18 protein-coding genes and 2 pseudogenes are annotated in these 20,741 nt (G+C 41.4%); 11 read left to right on the top strand and 9 right to left on the bottom strand.

Going from position 1 to position 20,741, the window contains the following annotated elements:
• The first annotated feature begins 220 nt into the window (after positions 1–220).
• From rfbC to UYI_RS0108935, 7 genes are all read left to right on the top strand, one after another.
• On the top strand, positions 221–766 hold the full coding sequence (rfbC, locus tag UYI_RS0108965) for a dTDP-4-dehydrorhamnose 3,5-epimerase (protein ID WP_016866333.1): 546 nt from the start codon (positions 221–223) through the stop codon (positions 764–766).
• Positions 763–1,674: a dTDP-4-dehydrorhamnose reductase gene (gene rfbD / locus UYI_RS0108960; RefSeq protein WP_016866332.1), complete on the top strand. Its 912-nt coding sequence runs from the start codon at positions 763–765 to the stop codon at positions 1,672–1,674. The genes rfbC and rfbD overlap by 4 nt, the downstream gene beginning before the upstream one ends.
• Before the next feature lie 103 nt (positions 1,675–1,777).
• Positions 1,778–3,514 (top strand): carbamoyltransferase family protein, encoded by a 1,737-nt coding sequence (locus UYI_RS0108955; protein ID WP_016866331.1) that lies wholly within the window; start codon positions 1,778–1,780, stop codon positions 3,512–3,514.
• Between the two features lie 221 nt (positions 3,515–3,735).
• Positions 3,736–5,373: a GUN4 domain-containing protein gene (locus UYI_RS0108950; RefSeq protein ID WP_016866330.1), complete on the top strand. Its 1,638-nt coding sequence runs from the start codon at positions 3,736–3,738 to the stop codon at positions 5,371–5,373.
• A gap of 134 nt (positions 5,374–5,507) precedes the next feature.
• The gene (locus UYI_RS0108945; RefSeq protein WP_016866329.1) at positions 5,508–6,254 is read left to right on the top strand and encodes a Uma2 family endonuclease; all 747 of its coding nucleotides are present in this window, start codon (positions 5,508–5,510) and stop codon (positions 6,252–6,254) included.
• Between the two features lie 113 nt (positions 6,255–6,367).
• Complete coding sequence (locus UYI_RS0108940) at positions 6,368–7,840, top strand: TldD/PmbA family protein (RefSeq protein ID WP_016866328.1); 1,473 nt, start codon at positions 6,368–6,370, stop codon at positions 7,838–7,840.
• Positions 7,841–7,948: 108 nt separating this feature from the next.
• Positions 7,949–9,289, top strand: a complete 1,341-nt coding sequence (locus tag UYI_RS0108935; RefSeq protein ID WP_016866327.1) for a TldD/PmbA family protein — start codon at positions 7,949–7,951, stop codon at positions 9,287–9,289.
• Positions 9,290–9,495: 206 nt separating this feature from the next.
• On the opposite strand, the pseudogene UYI_RS38835 reads toward UYI_RS0108935, so the two are convergent.
• The 5 genes and pseudogenes from UYI_RS38835 to UYI_RS38815 all read right to left on the bottom strand — a co-directional run.
• A pseudogene (locus UYI_RS38835) lies at positions 9,496–9,945 on the bottom strand (Clp protease N-terminal domain-containing protein); the annotation flags it as partial.
• Positions 9,946–10,098: 153 nt separating this feature from the next.
• Positions 10,099–10,347: pseudogene (locus UYI_RS39590) on the bottom strand (ArsR/SmtB family transcription factor); the annotation flags it as partial.
• Between the two features lie 530 nt (positions 10,348–10,877).
• A complete protein-coding gene (locus UYI_RS38825) occupies positions 10,878–11,093 on the bottom strand; it encodes an SWIM zinc finger family protein (protein WP_235147925.1) in 216 nt (71 codons plus the stop codon).
• Positions 11,077–11,613 carry a hypothetical protein gene (locus UYI_RS38820; protein ID WP_026085836.1) on the bottom strand — a complete coding sequence of 179 codons (537 nt, stop codon included), beginning with the start codon at positions 11,611–11,613 and terminating at the stop codon, positions 11,077–11,079. The genes UYI_RS38825 and UYI_RS38820 overlap by 17 nt, the downstream gene beginning before the upstream one ends.
• A 120-nt stretch (positions 11,614–11,733) precedes the next feature.
• On the bottom strand, positions 11,734–11,919 hold the full coding sequence (locus UYI_RS38815; RefSeq protein ID WP_026085835.1) for a hypothetical protein: 186 nt from the start codon (positions 11,917–11,919) through the stop codon (positions 11,734–11,736).
• Positions 11,920–11,952: 33 nt separating this feature from the next.
• Between UYI_RS38815 and UYI_RS38255 the strand changes: the two genes are divergently transcribed.
• Positions 11,953–12,105 carry a hypothetical protein gene (locus UYI_RS38255; RefSeq protein WP_016866325.1) on the top strand — a complete coding sequence of 51 codons (153 nt, stop codon included), beginning with the start codon at positions 11,953–11,955 and terminating at the stop codon, positions 12,103–12,105.
• 476 nt (positions 12,106–12,581) lie between these two features.
• Here UYI_RS38255 and UYI_RS0108900 read toward each other — a convergent pair whose 3' ends face one another.
• Positions 12,582–13,157 (bottom strand): GerMN domain-containing protein, encoded by a 576-nt coding sequence (locus UYI_RS0108900; RefSeq protein WP_016866323.1) that lies wholly within the window; start codon positions 13,155–13,157, stop codon positions 12,582–12,584.
• Positions 13,158–13,428: 271 nt separating this feature from the next.
• Between UYI_RS0108900 and UYI_RS0108895 the strand changes: the two genes are divergently transcribed.
• The gene (locus UYI_RS0108895) at positions 13,429–16,569 is read left to right on the top strand and encodes an anion permease (protein WP_016866322.1); all 3,141 of its coding nucleotides are present in this window, start codon (positions 13,429–13,431) and stop codon (positions 16,567–16,569) included.
• Positions 16,570–16,641: 72 nt separating this feature from the next.
• Here the strand turns inward: UYI_RS0108895 and rpsU are convergent, their stop codons facing one another.
• The 3 genes from rpsU to UYI_RS0108880 form a co-directional block, all read right to left on the bottom strand.
• Complete coding sequence (gene rpsU / locus UYI_RS0108890) at positions 16,642–16,836, bottom strand: 30S ribosomal protein S21 (protein WP_016866321.1); 195 nt, start codon at positions 16,834–16,836, stop codon at positions 16,642–16,644.
• A gap of 120 nt (positions 16,837–16,956) precedes the next feature.
• Positions 16,957–17,277 carry an RNA recognition motif domain-containing protein gene (locus tag UYI_RS0108885; protein WP_016866320.1) on the bottom strand — a complete coding sequence of 107 codons (321 nt, stop codon included), beginning with the start codon at positions 17,275–17,277 and terminating at the stop codon, positions 16,957–16,959.
• Between the two features lie 262 nt (positions 17,278–17,539).
• Positions 17,540–18,409: a substrate-binding domain-containing protein gene (locus tag UYI_RS0108880; RefSeq protein ID WP_016866319.1), complete on the bottom strand. Its 870-nt coding sequence runs from the start codon at positions 18,407–18,409 to the stop codon at positions 17,540–17,542.
• A 150-nt stretch (positions 18,410–18,559) separates the two neighbouring features.
• Here UYI_RS0108880 and UYI_RS0108875 point away from each other — a divergent pair, with 150 nt between their 5' ends.
• Entirely contained in the window at positions 18,560–19,330 is a 771-nt protein-coding gene (locus tag UYI_RS0108875) for a putative hydro-lyase (protein WP_016866318.1), read from the top strand.
• Positions 19,323–20,285, top strand: coding sequence for a DUF4392 domain-containing protein (locus UYI_RS0108870; protein WP_016866317.1), 963 nt, complete (start codon positions 19,323–19,325; stop codon positions 20,283–20,285). The genes UYI_RS0108875 and UYI_RS0108870 overlap by 8 nt, the downstream gene beginning before the upstream one ends.
• The last annotated feature ends 456 nt before the right edge of the window (positions 20,286–20,741 follow it).

Genomic DNA, 20,741 nt, shown 5'->3' with positions numbered 1-20,741 from the left:
GAGAGGGGCAGGGGGTGAGGTAATATCTATGAATGCAACTCGGTATGACAAATCGCTTTTAGAGTTGAATACACTAGCTCAACAAACAAAGCTACAAGCCAACTCAGACTATATCTAAATCCTTATAGTAGTTGTTCTTATAGTATTGAATGCATCCCAATTTAACTATATTCGCTCATCAAATAGAGCCAAAAATTTTGGAGTTAATTAGGCTATTTTCATGAAAATCATCCAGACAGAAATTCCTGATGTGCTTTTGATTGAGCCACAGGTTTTTGGTGACGAGCGTGGTTTCTTTTATGAGAGTTATAACGAAAAGATTTTACTAGAAAAGGCAGGTATTGCCGAGCATTTCGTACAAGACAATCATTCTCGTTCTGCGAAAAACGTCTTGCGTGGCTTGCACTATCAAATTCAGCAACCGCAGGGAAAACTTGTGAGAGTAGTAGCAGGTTCGGTATTTGATGTGGCTGTGGATTTGCGGAAAAGCTCCAACACCTTTGGCCAATGGATTGGTACTTATCTAACAGCAGAAAATAAACGGCAGCTTTGGATACCACCTGGTTTTGCTCACGGTTTTGTGGTGCTTTCTGAATATGCTGATTTTTTATACAAAACTACAGACTACTATGCACCGCAGTATGAGCGCACTATCCTGTGGAATGATCCTGATTTAGCGATCGCCTGGCCACTTCAAGAGGAAGCAATTCTTTCTGCTAAAGATAAAGCAGGTAAATTATTGCAAGAGTCAGAGGTGTTTGTATGAAAATCCTACTGACGGGTGTAACTGGACAGGTTGGTTGGGAACTACAGCGAACCCTGATGACTTTGGGTGAAGTAATTGCTGTCGGACGCAACCCCAATAACACAAATTGGTACATGGATCTAGCTCAGCCAGACTCTATTCGCCACATCATTAGAGAGGTAAGACCCGATTTGATTGTCAATCCTGCTGCTTATACAGCGGTAGATAAGGCAGAATCAGAACCAGATTTGGCAATGGCGATTAACGGTATTGCCCCTGGTGTCATGGCAGAGGAGGCAAAACGATTAGGTGCAGCCATCATTCACTATTCCACGGATTATGTATTTGATGGCACTTATGCAATGCCATATACTGAGTCAGATAAACCCGACCCGCAAAATATCTATGGGAAAACAAAACTAATAGGTGAGCAGGCGATCGCTGCGGTCGACGTACCACATTTAGTTTTACGTACTAGTTGGGTTTACGGAGGGCGAGGTAAAAACTTTTTACTGACGATGCTGAAGCTAGCTCGGGAGCGAGAAGAAATCAGGGTTGTTGATGACCAAATTGGCGCACCTACTTGGAGCCGAATGATTGCTGAAGTTACCGCACAAATACTGGCTCAGGCTTCAGGGAATGTGTCTAGTTTTCTAGCTAGCAAGAGTGGGATATATCATTTAAGTGCAAGTGGACAAACTAGCTGGTACGGCTTTGCTAAGTCAATTTTTGCACACGATCCTAAACGTTCCCAGCTGAAGCTGAAAATATTGACAGCGATCGCTTCATCGGAGTATCCGACAGCTGCAACCAGACCAGCTTATTCCCTGTTAAATAGTCAGAAATTGTCTCATACATTTGGAATCACTTTGCCGCACTGGCAAAAGACCTTGGAGTTAGTACTTGCATCACATTGTTCAATTCCTTAAGATTTGGTATTCATACAAGCGATCGCCACTAACTATCCTGCGTGATTGTATTCGTGCTTTATTCAAGCTTTTCTAACAAACCGATAAAAAGAGTCGAACTTAAATGAACATTCTCGGAATTAACGCCTATCACGGTGATGCTTCAGCTTGCCTAGTCCAAAACGGTCAACTCGTTGCTGTAGTGGAAGAAGAACGCTTCACCCGCATTAAACACTGGGCTGGGTTCCCTGCTCAATCTATTCGTTATTGTTTGCAAGTAGGTGGTATCAGCGCAGCAGATTTGGATCATGTCGCTGTCTCTTTCAACCCCAAAGCCAACCTCAACCGCAAACTACTTTTTACTCTACAACAACGTCCTTCTCTTTCATCGTTGTTAGATAGATTCAGCAAACAAAGTAAATCTGCCAGCCTCAAGGAACAGTTAGCAGAGGCTTGCTACTGTCAACCAGAAGATATTAGCGCTCCTATCCACACACTAGAGCATCACACAACCCACCTAGCCAGTACTTTCTTTGTTTCTCCCTTTGAAAAAGCTGCTATTTTATCTATTGATGGCATGGGTGACTTTGTGAGTACTCTCTCAGGGGCAGGTGAAGGCAACCGCCTGGAGTATTTCTCCCGTACTTATTATCCTCATTCTATTGGTTATCTTTATAATGCCATCACTCTCTACTTAGGTTTTCCTGCCTATGGTGATGAATATAAAGTTATGGGTTTAGCACCTTACGGGGAACCAGAATATCTAGAAGCCTTCCGGCGAATTATTTATCCTAAGGGCGATAGTTTTGAGTTGAACCTAGATTATTTCACTCACCATGAGCAAGGTATCGCCATGAAGTGGGACAATGGCGCACCCAGCGTTGCACCATTCCATAGCCCAGAACTAGAAAAATTATTCGGCCCGGCGCGACAACCTAAATTAGAACTTACCCCCAAGCATCAAAACATTGCTGCATCCCTGCAAGCAGTAACCGAGGAGATCATATTTCATTTAATTAACCGCTTGAGCGATCGCTACAAGAGCGAGAATCTCTGTTTAGCGGGTGGTGTAGCGATGAATTCTGTTGCCAATGGCAAGATTACTCAAAATACTCCATTTAAAAACGTATATATTCCGGTGGGCGCTGCTGACAATGGTACATGTATTGGGGCAGCCTTCTTTGTTTGGAATCAAATGCTCAAACAACCCCGCAATTTTGTTTTAAATCATGCATACTGGGGTTCGGAATTTACTGATGAAGAATGCTTGTTAGCCTTGCAGTCTCATGACTTACAACCCAAACATCTAGAAAGAGAAGCACTACTACACCAAGTTGTTGACTTTTTGTGTAAAGGTAAAGTAGTTGGTTGGTTCCAAGGCAGAATGGAATTTGCTGCTAGGGCTTTGGGTAATCGTTCTTTGCTAGCCGATCCCCGTCGCCTAGACATGCGCGACATTATCAACCTCAAAATTAAATTCCGAGAAAAGTTCCGTCCCTTCGCTCCCAGTATTCTTGAAGAAAAAGTCGGTGAATATTTTGAACTCGATGAACCTGCGCCGTTCATGGAAAAAGTCTTTAAAATTCGCCCAGAAAAAAGAGAGTTAATTCCTGCTGTTACTCATGTTGATGGTACAGGGCGTTTACAAAGTGTCAGCCGTCAAACAAATCCTCTCTATTGGGACTTAATTAATACTTTTGCTCAACGCACAGGTATTCCCATTGTTCTCAATACTTCTCTCAACGAAAATGAACCCATCGTTCGGACTCCCACTGAAGCGATTCAATGTTTTTTAAGAACTCATATGGATGCTTTGGTATTGGGTTCTTATTATGTAGAACGCAGCGATATTAAATCATAGATGGAGTGGCATCATACTTGTACTCGATCGCATCTAACTTTTTTGCATATGTCCTGAAGAACTCTGATATCTAACGTAATTAGTGTAGAGACTTTCAATGCAAAGTCTCTTTTATACCTATGCTCCTGTTTGGTTATTGTTGGCGGGTAAGCTACTTTCCCGTCTATTAACAACACAAAAAGGAGCAATTACACTAAAGTTCAAGTGGTACACAACTAAAAATGACAAAAAACTGGGCATTGGTAATCGGTATTAACCAATACGAGTTCCTACAACCACTCAAGTATGCAAAGCAAGATGCACAGTTAATGCAGAATTTTTTCTGCAATGAAATCGGTTTTGAGCAGGTTTGCATGTTCTGTGATGACTCACCCAAAGGGTTTGAGGCTTCAACTCATCCTTCCCAGAATAACTTGTTGCAATTTTTACAGGATTTTTTTGAGCAACCCTGCTTGGAACCAGGAGATAACTTTTGGTTTTTCTTTAGTGGTCATGGCATAGTACACGCTAATCAAGACTACATCATGCCCTGTAACGGTAATCCACACGATGTAGAAAATACGGCAATATCTGTTTTTTATTTAACGGAAAGATTGCGTGGTTGTGGAGCTGGTAATATTATTCTCATCTTTGATGCTTGTCGTGATCAAAACAAAACATTTGGGGAAAAATTTGGACGACAGACTCAACAATTAGTGCATCAAAACGGATTCATCAGCATTTTTTCCTGTAGTTCTGATGAATACTCCTATGAAATTGATGCACTGCAACAAGGAGTGTTTACTTATGCATTACAGGAAGGTTTAGACCATCAGGGACAATGTGCTACACTAGATCGCTTGAATCAGTATCTCAGGTTTCGAGTGCCACAACTTGTTCATCAATATAAACATGCTCCACAGACACCCCACATAGTTGTTGAACCAAAAGCAAAGTCACACCTGATTCTTCTACCAAAACATGCTACCTTAGACGATATTTCTCAACTCAAAATCAGCGCTTTTCAGGCTGAAGCCGACAAAAATCTGGAACTAGCAGAGCAACTATGGATGCAGGCAAATATTATGGCTTTTACTCCAGATATAGATGCGATCGCAGCAATGCAAAGAATCGCTTCTTTGCGGGCTGAATTTTTATATTCTCAGACCAATATTGTACTCCCTGCCTCTTCTCTAGAAAAAAATGGCAGGTTAAGTTTACCACTCCAAACATTAGAAGTAACAAGCACTAATAATTATCAGAATGAGGTAAATAAAACAACAGAAAATTTTTTCAAACGCAACAATATTGCAGCCTTCAACTCAGACTTTAAAAACGATAAAAGTAATAATATACATAATATTAAAGAGCAGGATATTAATCTCTACTCTGCACTAGAAATAAACTATCAGCGATTAAAGGATCTCTTAGCAGCTGGCAAATGGAAACAAGCAGATCGAGAAACCCTGACTTTGCTGCTAAAGGCAGCAGGTAGAGAAAAAGAAGGCTGGCTAAATATCCAATCTATCAATCAACTTCCCTGCATTGATCTTTGTACCATAGACCAGTTGTGGCTAAAGTACAGCAATGAACGCTTTGGCTTAAGTGTGCAAAAGGGTATTTGGGAAAGTGTCGGCGCTCAAGGTGATAATGATTATGAAATTTGGTGTAAATTTTGTGACCATGTTGGCTGGCGCGTCAATAACAACTGGTTATTTTATTCTGACCTAACTTTCACCTCAGATGCTCCTAAAGGTCACTTCCCCGCAGCAGGCGTAATTCACCTTCTAACACAGTGGAGAGGCTGGGCAGTCGGTTCGTTCAGTTGTGTTGTTGGATTTTCTGCTCTGGCATCTAAAATGGAAATATGTGACCTATAATACACTCTGAATTGATTATTGTGTGTAGGTAAAAGTATCTCAACTCCAACAGTATTAGCCTGACTCTGAACTAGAGGCTAGCAAAAAAATCAGTCATTGGCTAACCTAAATCTAGTTGGTCACAAATCCATATCATGTACCAAATAGATCCTCCTCTTCCTCCCAAAGAAGTTCTACCAACCATGTATGATCTCAAGAGCGAAGATCCAGAGGAGCCTGGTTTGCCTGACGAATTTCATATATACCAACCCCAACTTTTACGGGAAACTTTTCGTCCGACAACTTATTCTCCAGATGAAGTTTTTGTCGCCAGCGATTTAAATCTTTACTACGACTCTCGCCATCCTCTGTGGTACAAACGGCCTGATTGGTATGCAGTCGTTGGTGTCTCCAGGTTATACGAAGGGAAAGACCTCCGTTTAACTTATGTGGTTTGGCAAGAAGGAGTTAACCCGTTCGTTGTGGTAGAATTGCTTTCTCCTGGTACAGAAAAAGAAGATTTAGGACAGAATCTCAGAGCAGTGGATCAGCCGCCAACAAAATGGCAGGTTTATGAACAGATACTGCGTGTTCCCTATTACATAGTTTTTGATCGCTACACAGATATACTCAGAGCCTTTATTCTCCAAGCAGACCGCTACACAGAAGTAAATTTGGCAGAACCGCGTCTGTGGATGCCAACATTAGAGTTAGGCTTGGGACTTTGGCAGGGTACTTACCAAGATATTGATCGCTTGTGGCTGCGCTGGTATGATGTCAACGGTAACTGGATTCCAACTCCAGCAGAACAAGAAGCACAACGAGCTGAACAAGAACGCCTAAGAGCTGAACGTTTAGCAGCAAAACTGCGAGAATTGGGCATTAACCCTGATCAATTGTAGGGTGATCGCGAAACCTAATCTCCAAGTGCGGCATTTACGGATTTGTTAGACTGAGAACACACCAGGATATTTCAGTCAAATCTCCAAACCAGCCAGCACTTAAGAGAATATTCATGCTCACAAATACGCTACTTCTCTCCCAACAACTCCCCACCCTGCAATACTCCTCCACACCAGAACGATTCGATGAAACCTGGGAAGCTCCCCTAGCTACCCTCCTGGGACTAGGACGCGCTGCTGGCGCTGATTTCATCGAATTTTTCTTAGAGCGTGTCAACTACATCAGTTGTCTTGCTGAAGAAGACACCATCACCAGCATCACACCACGTCTTTCCACTGGTGCGGGAGTCAGAGTCTTTAAAGGACAAGCAGATTGCTACGTCAGCACCAATGACTTATCTTTTGTAGGTTTGAAAGCAGCCTTAGAAAAAGGACTTTCCATTCTGGGATTGCAGCTACCTGCACCGAACGCTCTCATCCCCGAAATCAATTTAGAACTACTAAGAGATTACGCCACTAAAAGAGGTAAAGATAGCTGGCTACCTCTGTGTAGTTCCATCCGCGAAATGGGAGAAATCCTCCTTGATGGTACTGCCCAACTCCAACGCAAAGCTAGTCATATCCAATCCCGTCGTGCTACCTATTTCCGAGATTGGCAAGAAGTCCTAGTTGCTGCTAGCGATGGCACTTTTGCTCGTGACATTCGCCTCACCCAATCTGTAGGATTTAATCTCCTGTGTGCAGACGGAGTTCATCGTGCTTCCATTGGTGAACGTGCTGGCAACACCAGTGATCCCAACTTCCTCAAAACCTGGGATTATCAAGAAGCAGCAGAAAATATCTCTGAATCCGCAGGCAAAATGCTCTACGCAGATTACGTAGAATCAGGCACTTATCCTATCATCATGGCTAACCATTTTGGTGGGGTAATCTTCCACGAAGCCTGTGGACACCTCCTGGAAACTACCCAAATTGAACGCAAAACCTCCCCCTTCGCTGATAAAAAAGGCGAAAAAATTGCCCACGAAAGCCTCACCGCTTTAGATGAAGGGCGTACCGAGCAAGCCTTCGGTACAATTGATATGGACGATGAGGGTATGCCAGCCCAAAAAACATTATTAATTGAAAAAGGCATTCTCAAAAACTTCTTAGCAGATCGAGCAGGTTCCTGGCGCACCGGACATCCCAGAACAGGTAGCGGACGTCGCCAAAACTTCACCTTTGCAGCTGCTAGCCGGATGCGTAACACATACATTGCACCCGGAGAATACGCCACTGAAGATTTATTTGCCTCCGTTGATAAAGGCATTTATTGTAAAAAAATGGGTGGCGGTAGTGTTGGCGCTACAGGTCAATTTAACTTTGGTGTAGACGAAGCTTATCTAATAGAAAACGGCAAAATCACCAAGCCACTCAAAGGAGCAATTTTGATTGGTGAAGCTAAGGAAATTATGAAGAAAATTTCCATGTGTTCTCAAGATTTATCCTTAGCACCCGGTTTTTGTGGCTCAGTTAGTGGCAGCATTTACACCACAGTTGGACAACCCCATATCAAAGTAGATTCAATTACCGTTGGTGGACGCTAAAGAATTCTTTGTGTCTTTGTGTCTTTGTGGTTCATATATCTTTTTCTTAACCACCAAGACACTAAGACACTAAGCAAAACATAAAAGCAATCAAATCTAAAATCGAGTATGCCGAATATCAGCGAAATTGCAAATTATGCCAAGGACAGTGCAAAGAAACTTGGCATTAAAAAATTCGATATCTATGGCTCAAGTGCAGATGCAACCAGTGTGCAAGTAGATCAAGGTGAGCCTAAGCAAGTCAAAGCCTCGAACCTTTCTGGTGTCACTGTTCGGGTTTGGAATGACGAGAATACAATGGGTGTCACCAGCACCACAGATGTAGACCCCAAAGGACTAGAATTAGCTTTGAAAACTGCCTATGAAGCCAGTTTCTTTGGTGTCAAAGAAAATGTGCCAGATTTTAGTCCAGAGGCTACTGTTGATATTGCTGTTCAAAAACATGAAAAATCACCACAAGTGCCAGTTTCTCAACTGATAGAAACTTTGCTCAAGGCTGAAAAAGAAGTTTTGGCTGCTCATCCAGCGATTCAAGGAGTACCTTATAACAATTTAGCCCAAAGAGATATTGATAGGTTTTATCTTAATAGCGATGATGCGATTAGAACCGAGTCTCACTCTTTGGCATCAATTTATCTTTACAGCAAAACAGAGGAAGATGGTAAAAAACCCCGCAGTGCTGGTGCTTTTAGAATCAACCGCAGTTTAGAAACTTTAGATGTTAATGGTTGTATTCAAGAAACAGCAGAGAAAACTATCAGCCACTTGAACTATGAAAAGGTCAAGTCTGGTAAGTATACAGTGGTTTTTTCGCCTGATGCTTTTTTAAGTCTTTTGGGTGCTTTTTCTAATTTGTTTAATGCCCAAAATATTCTGGATAAACAGAGTTTATCTACTCCTGATGATTTAGGTAAGCAAATAGCATCTCCTTTACTTTCTGTGTACGATGATGCATTGCATCCTGCTAATGTTGGGGCTGAATCTTTTGATGGTGAAGGAACTCCCACTCGTCGAGTTGCATTAATTGAAAATGGTATTTTAACTGGCTTTCTACACAGTGCTGGTACTGCCAAACGGATGAATGCTAAACCCACGGGTAATGCTAATATTGGGGCAAAAGTTACTGTTAGTCCTAACTTTTATCATGTTTTTGGCAACTCGCCTGCGGCACAAGAGTTGAGTTTGGAAAATGCTGAGAATGTCATTTTTATCGATGATTTACAAGCTCTCCATGCAGGTGTAAAATCACTACAAGGTTCTTTTTCTCTACCTTTTGACGGTTGGATTGTTAACAAGGGTGTCAAAACAAGTATTGAATCTGCAACGGTTGCTGGTGATTTTCTGCAACTTCTCAAGTCAATTATTTTTGTGGAAAAAGAACTAGAGTTGACTCCCGCAGGAGTTTGTCCACGAGTTTGGGTTGATGAACTTTCTATTACGGGAGAGTGAAAATTATGAATTATGAGTTTTCTCATAATTCATGTCTGATGTCAATTAAAGCCACAACAAAATTTATGTTTTGGAAAACGAATACCGATGCACACAGATGTACACCGATGTAAGTAGATAAATTTTCTGTTGATGGCTAGGTGGTAATTGGTATTTTTACTATTACCAATTACCCATGACCTATTACCTATTACCAGCAATTATGTCAAAGTTCTTCGTAAACGTTGTTCTAGAGAAGTTAAATCTACTCCCATATTTTGCAGTACTTTAATTGCTGCTCCCCCTCCTTCACGGAGAATACCTAACAGTAAATGTTCTGTACCAACGTAATTTACACCCAGCTGTCGTGATTCTTCCACTGCTAGTTCTAATACTCGCTTAGCTCTAGGTGTAAAAGGAACATCTATAGGTGTGTTTCCTAAACCTCTACCAATTATTTTTTCAACCTCTATTTGAGCATTTTCTAAGTTCACACCTACGGAGGTGAGAAACTGAGATGCAATACCACTACCTTCACCAATTAATCCCAGTAAAATCTGTTCTGTGCCAACAAAATTATGTCCTAAGCGACGCGCTTCGCCTTGAGCAATTCTGATAGCTATAATCGCTTTTTGGGTAAATCTTTCAAAACCTTTCAGGTGAAATCTACCAGACATAAACCCAAAGATTTTTTCAAAAATAGATTCAAAAAATCTTTCCAACATAAACCCTTCCTGCATTGATGTGTTATTAACTGCATGAGGAGTGCGATCGCTACAAATAAATTCACTTCTTGTTCTTCCTGTTGACAAAAAAGTCAATAAATCCTCCATAGTCTCAGCATTTGCTGAGTACCACAGAAATTGTTTCTCTTTACGACTATTAACTAAACCCTCAATCCGCAGTTTCTCCAAGTGATGCGATAGGGTCGAGTTGGGAATTTTGAGTTTTTCCTGAATCTCCCCTACAGTCATCCCATTTGGATAAGCTGCAAACAGCAACCGCATTATTTCCAGGCGTGGTTCCGACCCTAATGCAGCAAAGATATCTGCATACCGAGCCGTTTCTTCGTTAGCCATATTTCTAGAATAATCGAAATATTATAGATGTCAACACTAATATTTTGAAGGAATAGGCCTGTGGTCTAAGTTTCATGTTTGATCGTAGTAGTCTGTTTCATTAGTTCTGATGGGTTGCAAGATCCCCGACTTTTTAAAAAAGTCGGGGATCTGACGCCTCGCGAAGAGTCAAAACTTATGTGGTCGAGTAGTAGAATGGCACTTAATATCAGCCAGGTGAAACGCGAGAGAACAGGCTGAAAAAATCTCCAAGCCCAAAACTCTTTCTATGCAAATAGATACATCAAAAATCACACGCTTGTCATTGTTGGTTATCCCTTCGTAAATCCCTCAGGACTAGATCACTCAACTCAAGCGGTCACGGTAGCTATCGCTTCATTCACTTCTTTGGAAGTCAAACTGGAATAGCGATAGCTACCGTAAGACCGCACAGTCAAGAGTGGGCTAGTGATGCGCGGTTAGGCTGAACGCATGGACGGCGATCGCACCGTCCGAGTTGCAAGGTTAGATACCAACGACAAACGTGTGATTTATCTACACTGACGAGCGTGTTGCATTCGTAGTGCCAGAATATGCTCACAAGGGCCTTTATACAGCTTATTTTGCTGATGCCAATTGCAAGTACATTCTGCACCGATTATACGCTCGTCTTGATCAATCGTCAAAGTTGGCTGATAAATTTTTTCTTTGTCTTGAACATCACCTGCTAATACAAGCATCCCCTCTCGGTCACTTACCTGTGTCACCCGGCCCTTTCTTCTCTTTATGGCGACGCAAGACGAAGCATATATTATAAATATCCATCGGGTGTAAATCAAACTGTGTCGCTGGTAAACACATCGCGGAACTGACTTGTAAAAAACCCCTTACCCAGCTATCTGGTAAATCAATTTTGACTTCTTTATAAGCTGCTTCGTTAGTTGTTTGGACTTCAAAACCCGAAGGATCAACTTGCAATTGAGTAGTTTTATAACTGCGGATTTTTTGAAATTCATCATAAAGTGCTGCGGAGTAATCAACATTTGTTGTTCCACAAGCAAATTCACTAATATTTTTAAATACTTCGTAGCTAGCACCAAGACGTCCATAAGTTGATTCATCCACACTGAAGCATTCAAAAAATACTTCATCGGGATGAACTGTAATCACTGGATCAAATACAAAATAAAAATCTAGTTGCTTTTGCCAAACAAACTGACGAAATTTTTCCCTAGCTTGATAATAAGGACGCCATCTTTCGTAACTACGCTGATTTAGCGCAGTCATTTCTGTTTACAACTGTTTGATTTTGTCAGCGACATCTTGTCGCATAGCTGCAACTAAATCCCAGTCAATTTCATCTTGTTTAGCACGCCATTCTTTATAAGCGGTTTTGTCTTTGGGTTTCTATCGTAAATCGGAAACTACGACATCATGCAAAGCACTAATAGCTTCACGAAAGGCAATATTTTGTTGTAGTTCACCGATGAAGTAAGTAGGCGGACGCTTGGTATCTGGAGAAAAAGACATCTGGGTGTTGCCGCCATTTTCTACTACTGCTGTGTTGCCTTTATATGAGTAGTTAAATTCCATATCTTTTATTATTGTAATTAGCCCACTTGATAAATGATTGGACGATATTTAAGTTGGGGAATAGGTTTACCCTCAGTGCTAGCTGTCTCCAACCAAGCAGCTTTTGCAACCATTACTTCACGTAATGCTTCTTCTGGCGTTTCACCCCAAGCAGAACAAAATTTGTGTTTGCAGAATGAGGGATGAAAAATGAACTACCAAGTCACAAAGACACCAAGAACTTTGCCAGCAGAATTATAATTTATATTTAAACGCAGAGGAACGCGGAGTTTTCTTACAAATAATTCTCTATATTTACCTAGTGGTCTGGCAAGTCAACTTTGCTGGGTAAACCCATTTCTAGTATTATCCTCTCCTCCTCTTCCTCTGCGTTCTCTGTGCCTCTGCGGTTTTTTATCTAACTCCTCAAAGTTAGGTTTAAAGACCACTAGTCTTCTTTAGAAGACTTTAGCTATTAGCCTCAGAATTCATTCTGAGGCGGCAGTTGGATAGGTATACAAAATCTAGTGAAGTTACAACACTAATTGAGCAAGGATTAGTGCAATTTTCCCGGGGCGATCGCTATCAACTAGAATTGGAATTTGATTATGGTAAGGAAGGTAAGGTACATAGTTTTGCCTCGACACTGCCGATTGTAGTTAAATGGTGAATCTCAAATTCTTCTATAAAACTATCTCTTCGCCTCGTTCAGTGAAGCGAACATCTTTAATTCCCCATTGCGGGTTACTTGTGAGAGTTTTGCGGAGACTACCAAATAAAGCAAATTGTTCACAACTTGATAGGGAAGTGATTTGCCGTCGAGACTTAGGATCTAGGCGTAAATCTACTGTTGCAACACCGTTTTTGATGTTAACTCGATAGCCAGAAAAGCTAAAGTCACCGTTATCCCGTTGTTCCAAAATTTTACCCACCGCAGCTGTCACTGGTTCCTGTGCTGGTAGTGTGACTGTTTGCGGAACTAGTTCTTGACATTGTGTATCACTTGTGTATAGAGTGACATTCACAGTTTTATCTGTGGTAGGTGATTCACTCCTGGGTTGAACGTTGAGCTTGGCTGTACTTTGACTTGGTGATTGGGTTGCAGGTGCGGGAGTTTCACTGTTTGGCGTTGGTGATGTTGTGATATTAAATTTACCTTTATAAGTAGGGTTAGAACTACAACTGCTAAGACTGGCAGCTATGGTCAAAAATATGGCAGAGACAATATATTTTTTGCTAGTGTTGATAACTTTGTTCATCTTCTTTTAGCCCCTAGTTTCTTCTACTAAATTCACTTTAGCTGTACGTAAATCAGTAGAAATTTAACAAAACAAGTCAACTGAAAGAAATATTTACGTCTATCAAGCTAATACTGAAAATTAAATGCACTCTTTTTAATCATACTTACGATAGAAGTGTTTCTAACCAGAGGAAGTGCCAGTTCCAAAATCTGCTAGCTAGGTTGAATAAGTAAACACATTTCTGCTCAAAAAGGAAGTGTGTAATTGAGCGAGAGTGAGGGAAATATTTATGTTAACCATTGCAGAATTAGCTCTGAAATGGTATCCCTTCGATTTTGGATTAGTACCTACTAGTTTGGCTCAGGTTGTTGTCATTCCAGAAGAAGCAAGTCTTGCTTTTTCGGGAGCAAAATTCTTGGTGGCATTCCTAGCAGGATTGGTTATGGCATTTGCCTTCCAACTACTATTAACCAACTTGTCTGTAGCTGTAGGAATCTCATCAGGAATAGATTTAGATACTGATGAGTCAAAAAGTTTGGGAGGTGCGATTCGCAAAATAGAAGCTAAAGTAGGTATTTGGGCGCTAATAACTGCAAGTATTGCATTATTTAGCGCTTGTTTTTTAGCAGTGAAACTTAGCTTGATTAGTAGTGCATTTGTTGGAGCTATTATTGGTGTAGTCATTTGGTCTGCCTACTTTGCAATTTTAATGTGGCTAGGTTCAAATGCTGTTGGTTCTCTAATTGGTTCTGTTGTCAGCACTGCTACTTCTGGATTGCAAGGATTGATGGGTGTAGCAGGTGCTACTATTGGTTCTAACGTCGCGCAAAAACAGATGGTTTCTACTGCGGAAGATATTACAGCCGCAGTGCGTCGGGAATTAACATCAGGTTTTGACTCAGAAGGTATCCGCAATACACTACAAAGTTCTTTAGCTTCTGTACAATTACCAAAGCTGGATTTAAAAGAAATTCGCAGTCAATTTGATAAGCTGCTGCGTGAATCTGATTTACAATCTATTGCTGATAGTGACTTGCTGCAAAATATCAATCGTCAGACTTTTGTTGATTTAATCAGCAGTCGCACAGATTTTTCTAAAGCTGATATTAATCAAATTGCTGAGCAATTGGAAGCAGCTTGGCAGCAAGTTTTGCAGCGCCGAAATCCAACGCAGCAAGTAATTAATTTGCTCAAGGAAGCTAGTCCAGAAGAATTGAAGTCTGAGAATTTAGGTGAACGACTTCAGGAGTTGGTGACAGTCGCAGGAGGTAATGGTAAACAAAGTAATGGTGTCATTAAGCAAGCTATTCAATATGGCTTAAGTGCTGCTGTACCTGCTGTGATTAATAGGGTAGATTTCTCTACAATCGATGTGGACAAAATTACTCATCAATTGGAAGAGTTAAAAGACAAAGTTCAGGAAGTAGATGTTGAGAAAATTACTTCGCAATTAAAACAGCTGAGAGATCAGGCAAATGCACAAGTAACCCAAAGATTGCCGGGACTATCTTACAACACTATTAAGGCAGATGTTGAAGATTACATTCTGTATTCTTTACCCTGGCATTTCAACCGTATTACTATCAAAGATGAATTCAAATATGTCATCTATGATCCGAATGCAGATCCTGGAACAGTCCGCCGCGAATTAGAGGAAATTAACAAAGAATATCTTACTAGTTTGCTGTCAAGGCGGGATGATATCAGTGAAGCAAGAAGAAAAGAAATTTCTGAACAATTGGAAAGTATTCGCCAAGAAGTTTTAGAAACTGTCCGCCAAGCCCAAGCACGGGAAAAATCCCAAGACTTGCGTACGCGGATTGAAAATTATCTGCTTTCTACTAGTAAAGAAGAGTTGAATCCAGAAGGTATTGAGCGAGATTTTGCTACGCTGTTGACAGATCCAGAGGCTGGTTTTGCAGAATTAAGTCAGCGCCTTTCTCAATTCGATCGCGATACATGGGTGCAGTTACTCCAGCAACGTGAAGACATCAGTGAAGAGGAAGCTAATAATATTGTTAGCCAACTCGAAAGTACGCGCGATCGCGTTTTGAATGGTGCTAGAGAACTGCAAGAACAAGCAAGAACTCAAGCTGATCAACTGCGACAAAGGGTAGAAGAGTATCTGCGGAATACCAATAAAGAGGAACTGAATCCTGAAGGTATCAAGCGCGATTTTAGAATGCTGCTAGAAGATCCGCAAGCAGGATTTTCTGCTTTACGGGCAAGGTTATCGCAGTTTGACCGCGATACGCTGGTACAATTATTGAGTCAACGACAGGATTTGAGTGAGGAACAGGTCAACCAAATCCTCGATAATTTAGAACAAGTACGCGATAACATTCTGCAAGCACCGCAAAAAGTAGCTGATCAGGCAAAAGAACAGTACGAACAAACTACCAAAGCGATCGCTGATTATCTTCGCAATACTAATTTGCAAGAACTTAACCCAGAAGGTATCCAGCGAGATTTAGAAAAATTACTGGAGAATCCTCAAGAAGGTGCTTTGGCGTTACGAAATCGCCTTTCACAGGTAGATCGCGAAACTTTGGTGAAGTTGCTGACTCAGCGAGGAGATTTGAGTGAAGAGGATGTAAATCGCATTATCGACCAGGTACAACAAACTATTGGTAATATTGCCAGAGTACCGCGACGCTTGGCAACACGCACTACTAGACAAGTTCTGGATTTTGAAGCCAATCTGGAAAACTATCTGCGGAACACTCATAAAGAAGAACTCAATCCAGAAGGTATCAAACGGGATTTGCAATTATTACTGCAAGATCCCCGGACTGGAATTGGTAGTTTGAGCGATCGCCTAGCCAAATTTGATCGTTCAACAATAGTGGCGCTACTGTCTCAACGGGAGGATATCTCAGAAGCGGAAGCGAATCGGATTGTGGATCAAATCGAATCTGTGCGTAACTCAATTGTTGAACAATATCAGCAACTCCAGCACTCCTTACAATCGGTGATTGATGGAATTTTTGCTAGAATCCGCAACTATCTCAACTCGCTGGATCGTCCTGAACTTAATTATGAAGGTATCCAGCAAGACTTTGCTAAGTTGTTTGACGATCCCCAAGTGGGATTGGAAGCCTTACGCGATCGCCTCAGTCAATTTGATCGTGATACCCTAGTTGCTATCCTCACCTCTCGTGAGGATATTTCCCAAGAGCAAGCTAATAAGATTATTGACAGGATTGAAGCGGCAAGAGATAGTGTGCTTCAGCGTATCAAACGTATCCAAGAGGAAGTTAACAAACGTCTTGCTACTCTCAAACAACAAACTCAAAAGCAAGTAATAGAAACTAGAAAAGCAGTGGCGGATGCTGCTTGGTGGTTATTTAATACTGCTTTTGCTTCCCTAGTTGCTTCAGCGATCGCTGGTGCTTTAGCAGTAACTAGTTCTGGCTTATTTGTTTCTTAAAAAATCCTATTACCCAACAAAAGCCTACATCAGCAGGCTTTTTGGTTTTTCTGAATATAGAGTTGAAAAATTTTACCTGGAACGAAAACCGCCGTTACGGCGCTGTTTGTGCCTAGCAACAGCTTTACGCTTTTCTTTTTCTAATGGAGTCTCAAAGTGACGCTTTTTCCTCATATCTTGGAATATACCAGCTCTAGAGACTTGGCGCTTGAATCGTCGTAAGGCTGATTCAATCCCTTCGTTTTCTCCCAATACTACTTGCGCCATTGTTATTACTCCTGGTATGGGTGGATACTTTGCATCAACTAAAGGAAAAAATATTCCAGCAGAGTTGAGTCATTGATTAAATCTGCTGGAGACCTAAGATTTAAAATTTTTTATATAAATTTAGTAACGGCGATTATTGCGACCACTGTTACCCCAATTTCCGCCACCAGAAGAGTAACTTCTTTGACTGTTTCTTTCGGGACGAGGTCTTGCTTTGTTAACTTTTAAATCTCTTCCCATCCATTCAGCACCATCTAGCGCTTCAATTGCACGCTCTTCTTCTTCGTCTGACTGCATTTCTACAAAAGCAAAACCACGTAGCCGTCCAGTATCACGGTCTGTAGGTAGCTGAACTTTCTTAACTGTACCATATTCAGCAAAAACCTCCCTCAGGTCTTCTTCTCTAACCTGGTAGGATAAGTTACCGACGTAAATAGACATAGGGCATCTCCCAAATCAATTGCTGTAGAGAGTTAGATTCGGAGAGACGCTTGTGAAAACCAAAACGAAATTCTCAACCGAAAATAAATCCTGTTACTGGGAGTATAGCAAAAAAATTCTTTGACCACATCGCTGAATAAATGAATGTGTCTTCAAAGTTATAAAGACAGATAATACAAGCGGATTCACCCAAAACCTACGACACCGGATATACTTTCCCGTAACAGACAAAAACTACCAACAATCAACGCTAGCTTCTGCCCTACTTTTTCTGTGTAAAGACAACAAAGTTATGTTTGGCTAATTCTTCTTTCCCGGCTTGACTCATGGCATAATTCACAAATTCTTGTACAGAGTTTGCAGGCGATTTTTTGATAGTAATTCCAATCGGTATAACCATTGGATACTTATTATTTTTAATATTTTCAAGGCTAGGTTCCACACCATTAAGGCTAAGGTAGTTCACTGGTAATTTGTGAGAAATAGCATATGCCAAAGAAAAAGCACCAATACTATAAGGTGTATTTTGAATGGCTGCAATCAATTCACTTTCTCTACGCAGAACAACAGCTTCTGATGAGATTTTAAGGTCTTGACCAAGATAATATTTCCGCAATAAATGTTCAGCAAATTCTTCTTTTGGTCTATCTAAGATAACAATCTTAGCATCAGGTCCACCTAACTCTTGCCAGTTCTTGATACTACCACTGTATATTCCTTTCAGTTGCTCAGTAGTCACATTAATTATATTTTTAACACTGGGATGGGTAGCAACTAAAAAGCCGTCTTTAGCAAGTAAATAATATTCTAATTTGTCTGCTTTTTCCTCTTGCTGCAATTCTCGACTGAGAGTTCCAATGTCTAACAATTCATCTTTAACTCCAGCAATACCTGCTTTTGATGAAGAAGGTGTGAGTATTGAAACTTTGGTAGTGGGATTTTTCACCTCGTAAGCACTAGCTAACACCTCAAAAGCTGGATAAACACTATTAGAACCAGCAATTTTAATTTCTTGCTCTGCTTGAGTGTTTATGGCAGAATTGGATCTAGTCGCATTAGTATTAATAGCACAGCTAGAAAGTCCTAAAATTACAGCCCCCATCGCAAATATAAATAAGCTTTTCGTTTTCATATCATCTGCCTTTATCAACCAAATAAAGTTAAAACCATATCTGAGAACATAGGAAAATTCAAACTAATTTTACTGGTTAGTATTTTAAGTTTAATAATCTCCAACTACTTAACTTTCTTTAAAAAATAAAGCCCAGCCACTAAGATAGTGATGAACAAACTACTAACTGCTAGCGAAGTTCGGCAACTGTGTCGCCAGGGAAAATATCAAGCCCCAACTCCAGGAGTTGCATCTGGATATGTACAGGCTAATTTAGTCGTCTTGCCTCAGTCTGTTGCCTTTGATTTTATGTTGTTTTGTCATCGCAACCCCAAACCTTGTCCATTATTGGATGTAACTGAAGTCGGCGATCCCGAACCTCGTATGATTGCACCAGGTGCTGATCTGAGGTCAGACTTACCTCGTTACCATGTGTTTCGCTATGGTGAACTGGTAGAAGAAGTTACGGATATCAAACAATTGTGGCGTGATGATTTTGTTGGCTTTTTGATTGGTTGTTCATTTTCCTTTGAAGCGGCGCTGCTGAATACGGGAATCCCTGTGAGACATATCGAAGAAAACAAAAATGTACCGATGTATAAAACTAGCCTGAATTGTATGCCAGCTGGGGTCTTTTCTGGGCCTTTAGTGGTTTCCATGCGTCCTTTATCGCCCCTTGACGCTATTCGTGCTGTACAAATTACCAGTCGTTTTCCCAAATCCCATGGTGCGCCAGTACATCTCGGTGATCCAAATGCGATCGCGATCACAGATATCAATTCTCCTGATTTCGGTGATCCAGTTACTATTCATGAAGGAGAAATTCCTGTATTCTGGGCTTGTGGTGTGACAACGCAAACTGCAATAGTTCAGGCGAAACCAGAGATAGCGATTACTCATGCTCCTGGACACATGTTCATCACGGATATTAAAGATGAATAAACCTTCTGTCAAAATCGGGGAAAGGTTAAAGGGTAAAGGGCAAGAAATCATTCACAAAATCACTCAACTAGAATCAATTTGTGGGCAAGATGTTGGCAGAGGAATTCAACCCCTAGTAGAAGCAACAAGGGGAGGACTACTCAAAACTGCTCGTTCGATCGCCCAACATCCTGCTCCCCATGTGGCGATTATGACAGGCTTTTTTTTGCCCTACGGTAATCCTCCTGCACCGGAAACCGATGGGCCGATTGGTTGTGCGCTGTTAGCGGCAGGTTTGCTGAGGGCGGGAATTCCTGTAAGAATTATTACAGATTCTCTTTGCTTTCGTACAGTCAAAGTAGCAGTGCAAGCAGCAGGAATAACAGCTGAAATTCCCTTTGATATTGTGCCAGTAGAGACAACAAAAAATCAGCAAGCGGTTTCTTCACTCCTGAGCTTATGGGAATCTTTAGAAACACCTATTTCTCATCTCATTTCCATAGAAAGACCAGGCCCTAGTCATGATGGTATTGTCCGCAATATGCGAGGACAAGACATTACAGCCTATACTGCACCTTTACATCTTTTATTTGCATCTAAAAATATCATCACAGTGGGGATTGGTGATGGTGGAAATGAATTAGGTATGGGCAACATTCCTCAAGATATAATTCGTCAACATATTCGGCATGGCGCAAAAATTGCTTGTATTGTTAGTTGTGATTATTTAATAGTATGTGGTGTTTCTAATTGGGGGGCAACTGGTTTATTAACAGCTTTATCTTTACTTCGTCCTGATTGGAAAATAGCAATTCTTTCTGGCTTAAATTCAGAAACAGAGTTTTATATTTTGGAATCAATTGTGAAGCATGGGCCTGCAATTGACGGGATTAAAGGTGTGCCAAGTCTTTCTGTTGATAATTTACCTTTTGAATATCATGCCCACATTATGAAAGTAGCCACTCAATTAATTTAGTTGGTTGTTGGTTGTTGGTTGTTGGTTGTTGATGGTTGGTTGTTGGTGGTGAGTCCAGCCCCCCAAAAAGGCGGTTCCCGTCACGTAGACGCGTAGACGCGAAGCGGCTTCCGCAGGTAGCGGCTTAAGGTAAGGGTAGGGGGACTGGCGAACCCGTAGACACGTAGTGGCTTAAGGTAAGGGTAGGGTTGGTGGTTGGTGGTTATTTGTTTTACTCCTCACACCCCTCACACTCCCCACACCCCCACACTCCACCCTTACCTTAAGCCCTCCGGGTACTCTACCTTGAATCCGCCCTCCGGGCGTCTACGGGGGTTCGCATACCCTTACCTTAAGCCTATGAGCGCGTCTACGTCACGGAAAGCCCAGCCACTGCGGTGGACTCTTCTCCCGGCATAAAGGAGCCACTGCGCCCTTGGGGGTTCCAACAGTTGTAGCACGTGGCGTCCAAGACTG

It is taken from the genome of Fischerella muscicola PCC 7414, from assembly GCF_000317205.1.
GTDB lineage: Bacteria > Cyanobacteriota > Cyanobacteriia > Cyanobacteriales > Nostocaceae > Fischerella > Fischerella muscicola.
Note: the sequence above shows the minus strand (reverse complement) of the source record. Positions and strands in the feature narration are given on the sequence as shown.

Excerpts from the sequence above, each read along its gene's own strand:
- rfbC (WP_016866333.1), top strand. The coding sequence starts at position 221 with ATGAAAATCATCCAGACAGAAATTCCTGATGTGCTTTTGATTGAGCCA.
- rfbD (WP_016866332.1), top strand. The coding sequence starts at position 763 with ATGAAAATCCTACTGACGGGTGTAACTGGACAGGTTGGTTGGGAACTA.
- UYI_RS0108955 (WP_016866331.1), top strand. The coding sequence starts at position 1,778 with ATGAACATTCTCGGAATTAACGCCTATCACGGTGATGCTTCAGCTTGC.
- UYI_RS0108950 (WP_016866330.1), top strand. The coding sequence starts at position 3,736 with ATGACAAAAAACTGGGCATTGGTAATCGGTATTAACCAATACGAGTTC.
- UYI_RS0108945 (WP_016866329.1), top strand. The coding sequence starts at position 5,508 with ATGTACCAAATAGATCCTCCTCTTCCTCCCAAAGAAGTTCTACCAACC.
- UYI_RS0108940 (WP_016866328.1), top strand. The coding sequence starts at position 6,368 with ATGCTCACAAATACGCTACTTCTCTCCCAACAACTCCCCACCCTGCAA.
- UYI_RS0108935 (WP_016866327.1), top strand. The coding sequence starts at position 7,949 with ATGCCGAATATCAGCGAAATTGCAAATTATGCCAAGGACAGTGCAAAG.
- UYI_RS38820 (WP_026085836.1), bottom strand. The coding sequence starts at position 11,613 with ATGACTGCGCTAAATCAGCGTAGTTACGAAAGATGGCGTCCTTATTAT.
- UYI_RS38815 (WP_026085835.1), bottom strand. The coding sequence starts at position 11,919 with ATGGAATTTAACTACTCATATAAAGGCAACACAGCAGTAGTAGAAAAT.
- UYI_RS38255 (WP_016866325.1), top strand. The coding sequence starts at position 11,953 with ATGATTGGACGATATTTAAGTTGGGGAATAGGTTTACCCTCAGTGCTA.
- UYI_RS0108900 (WP_016866323.1), bottom strand. The coding sequence starts at position 13,157 with ATGAACAAAGTTATCAACACTAGCAAAAAATATATTGTCTCTGCCATA.
- UYI_RS0108895 (WP_016866322.1), top strand. The coding sequence starts at position 13,429 with ATGTTAACCATTGCAGAATTAGCTCTGAAATGGTATCCCTTCGATTTT.
- rpsU (WP_016866321.1), bottom strand. The coding sequence starts at position 16,836 with ATGGCGCAAGTAGTATTGGGAGAAAACGAAGGGATTGAATCAGCCTTA.
- UYI_RS0108885 (WP_016866320.1), bottom strand. The coding sequence starts at position 17,277 with ATGTCTATTTACGTCGGTAACTTATCCTACCAGGTTAGAGAAGAAGAC.
- UYI_RS0108880 (WP_016866319.1), bottom strand. The coding sequence starts at position 18,409 with ATGAAAACGAAAAGCTTATTTATATTTGCGATGGGGGCTGTAATTTTA.
- UYI_RS0108875 (WP_016866318.1), top strand. The coding sequence starts at position 18,560 with ATGAACAAACTACTAACTGCTAGCGAAGTTCGGCAACTGTGTCGCCAG.
- UYI_RS0108870 (WP_016866317.1), top strand. The coding sequence starts at position 19,323 with ATGAATAAACCTTCTGTCAAAATCGGGGAAAGGTTAAAGGGTAAAGGG.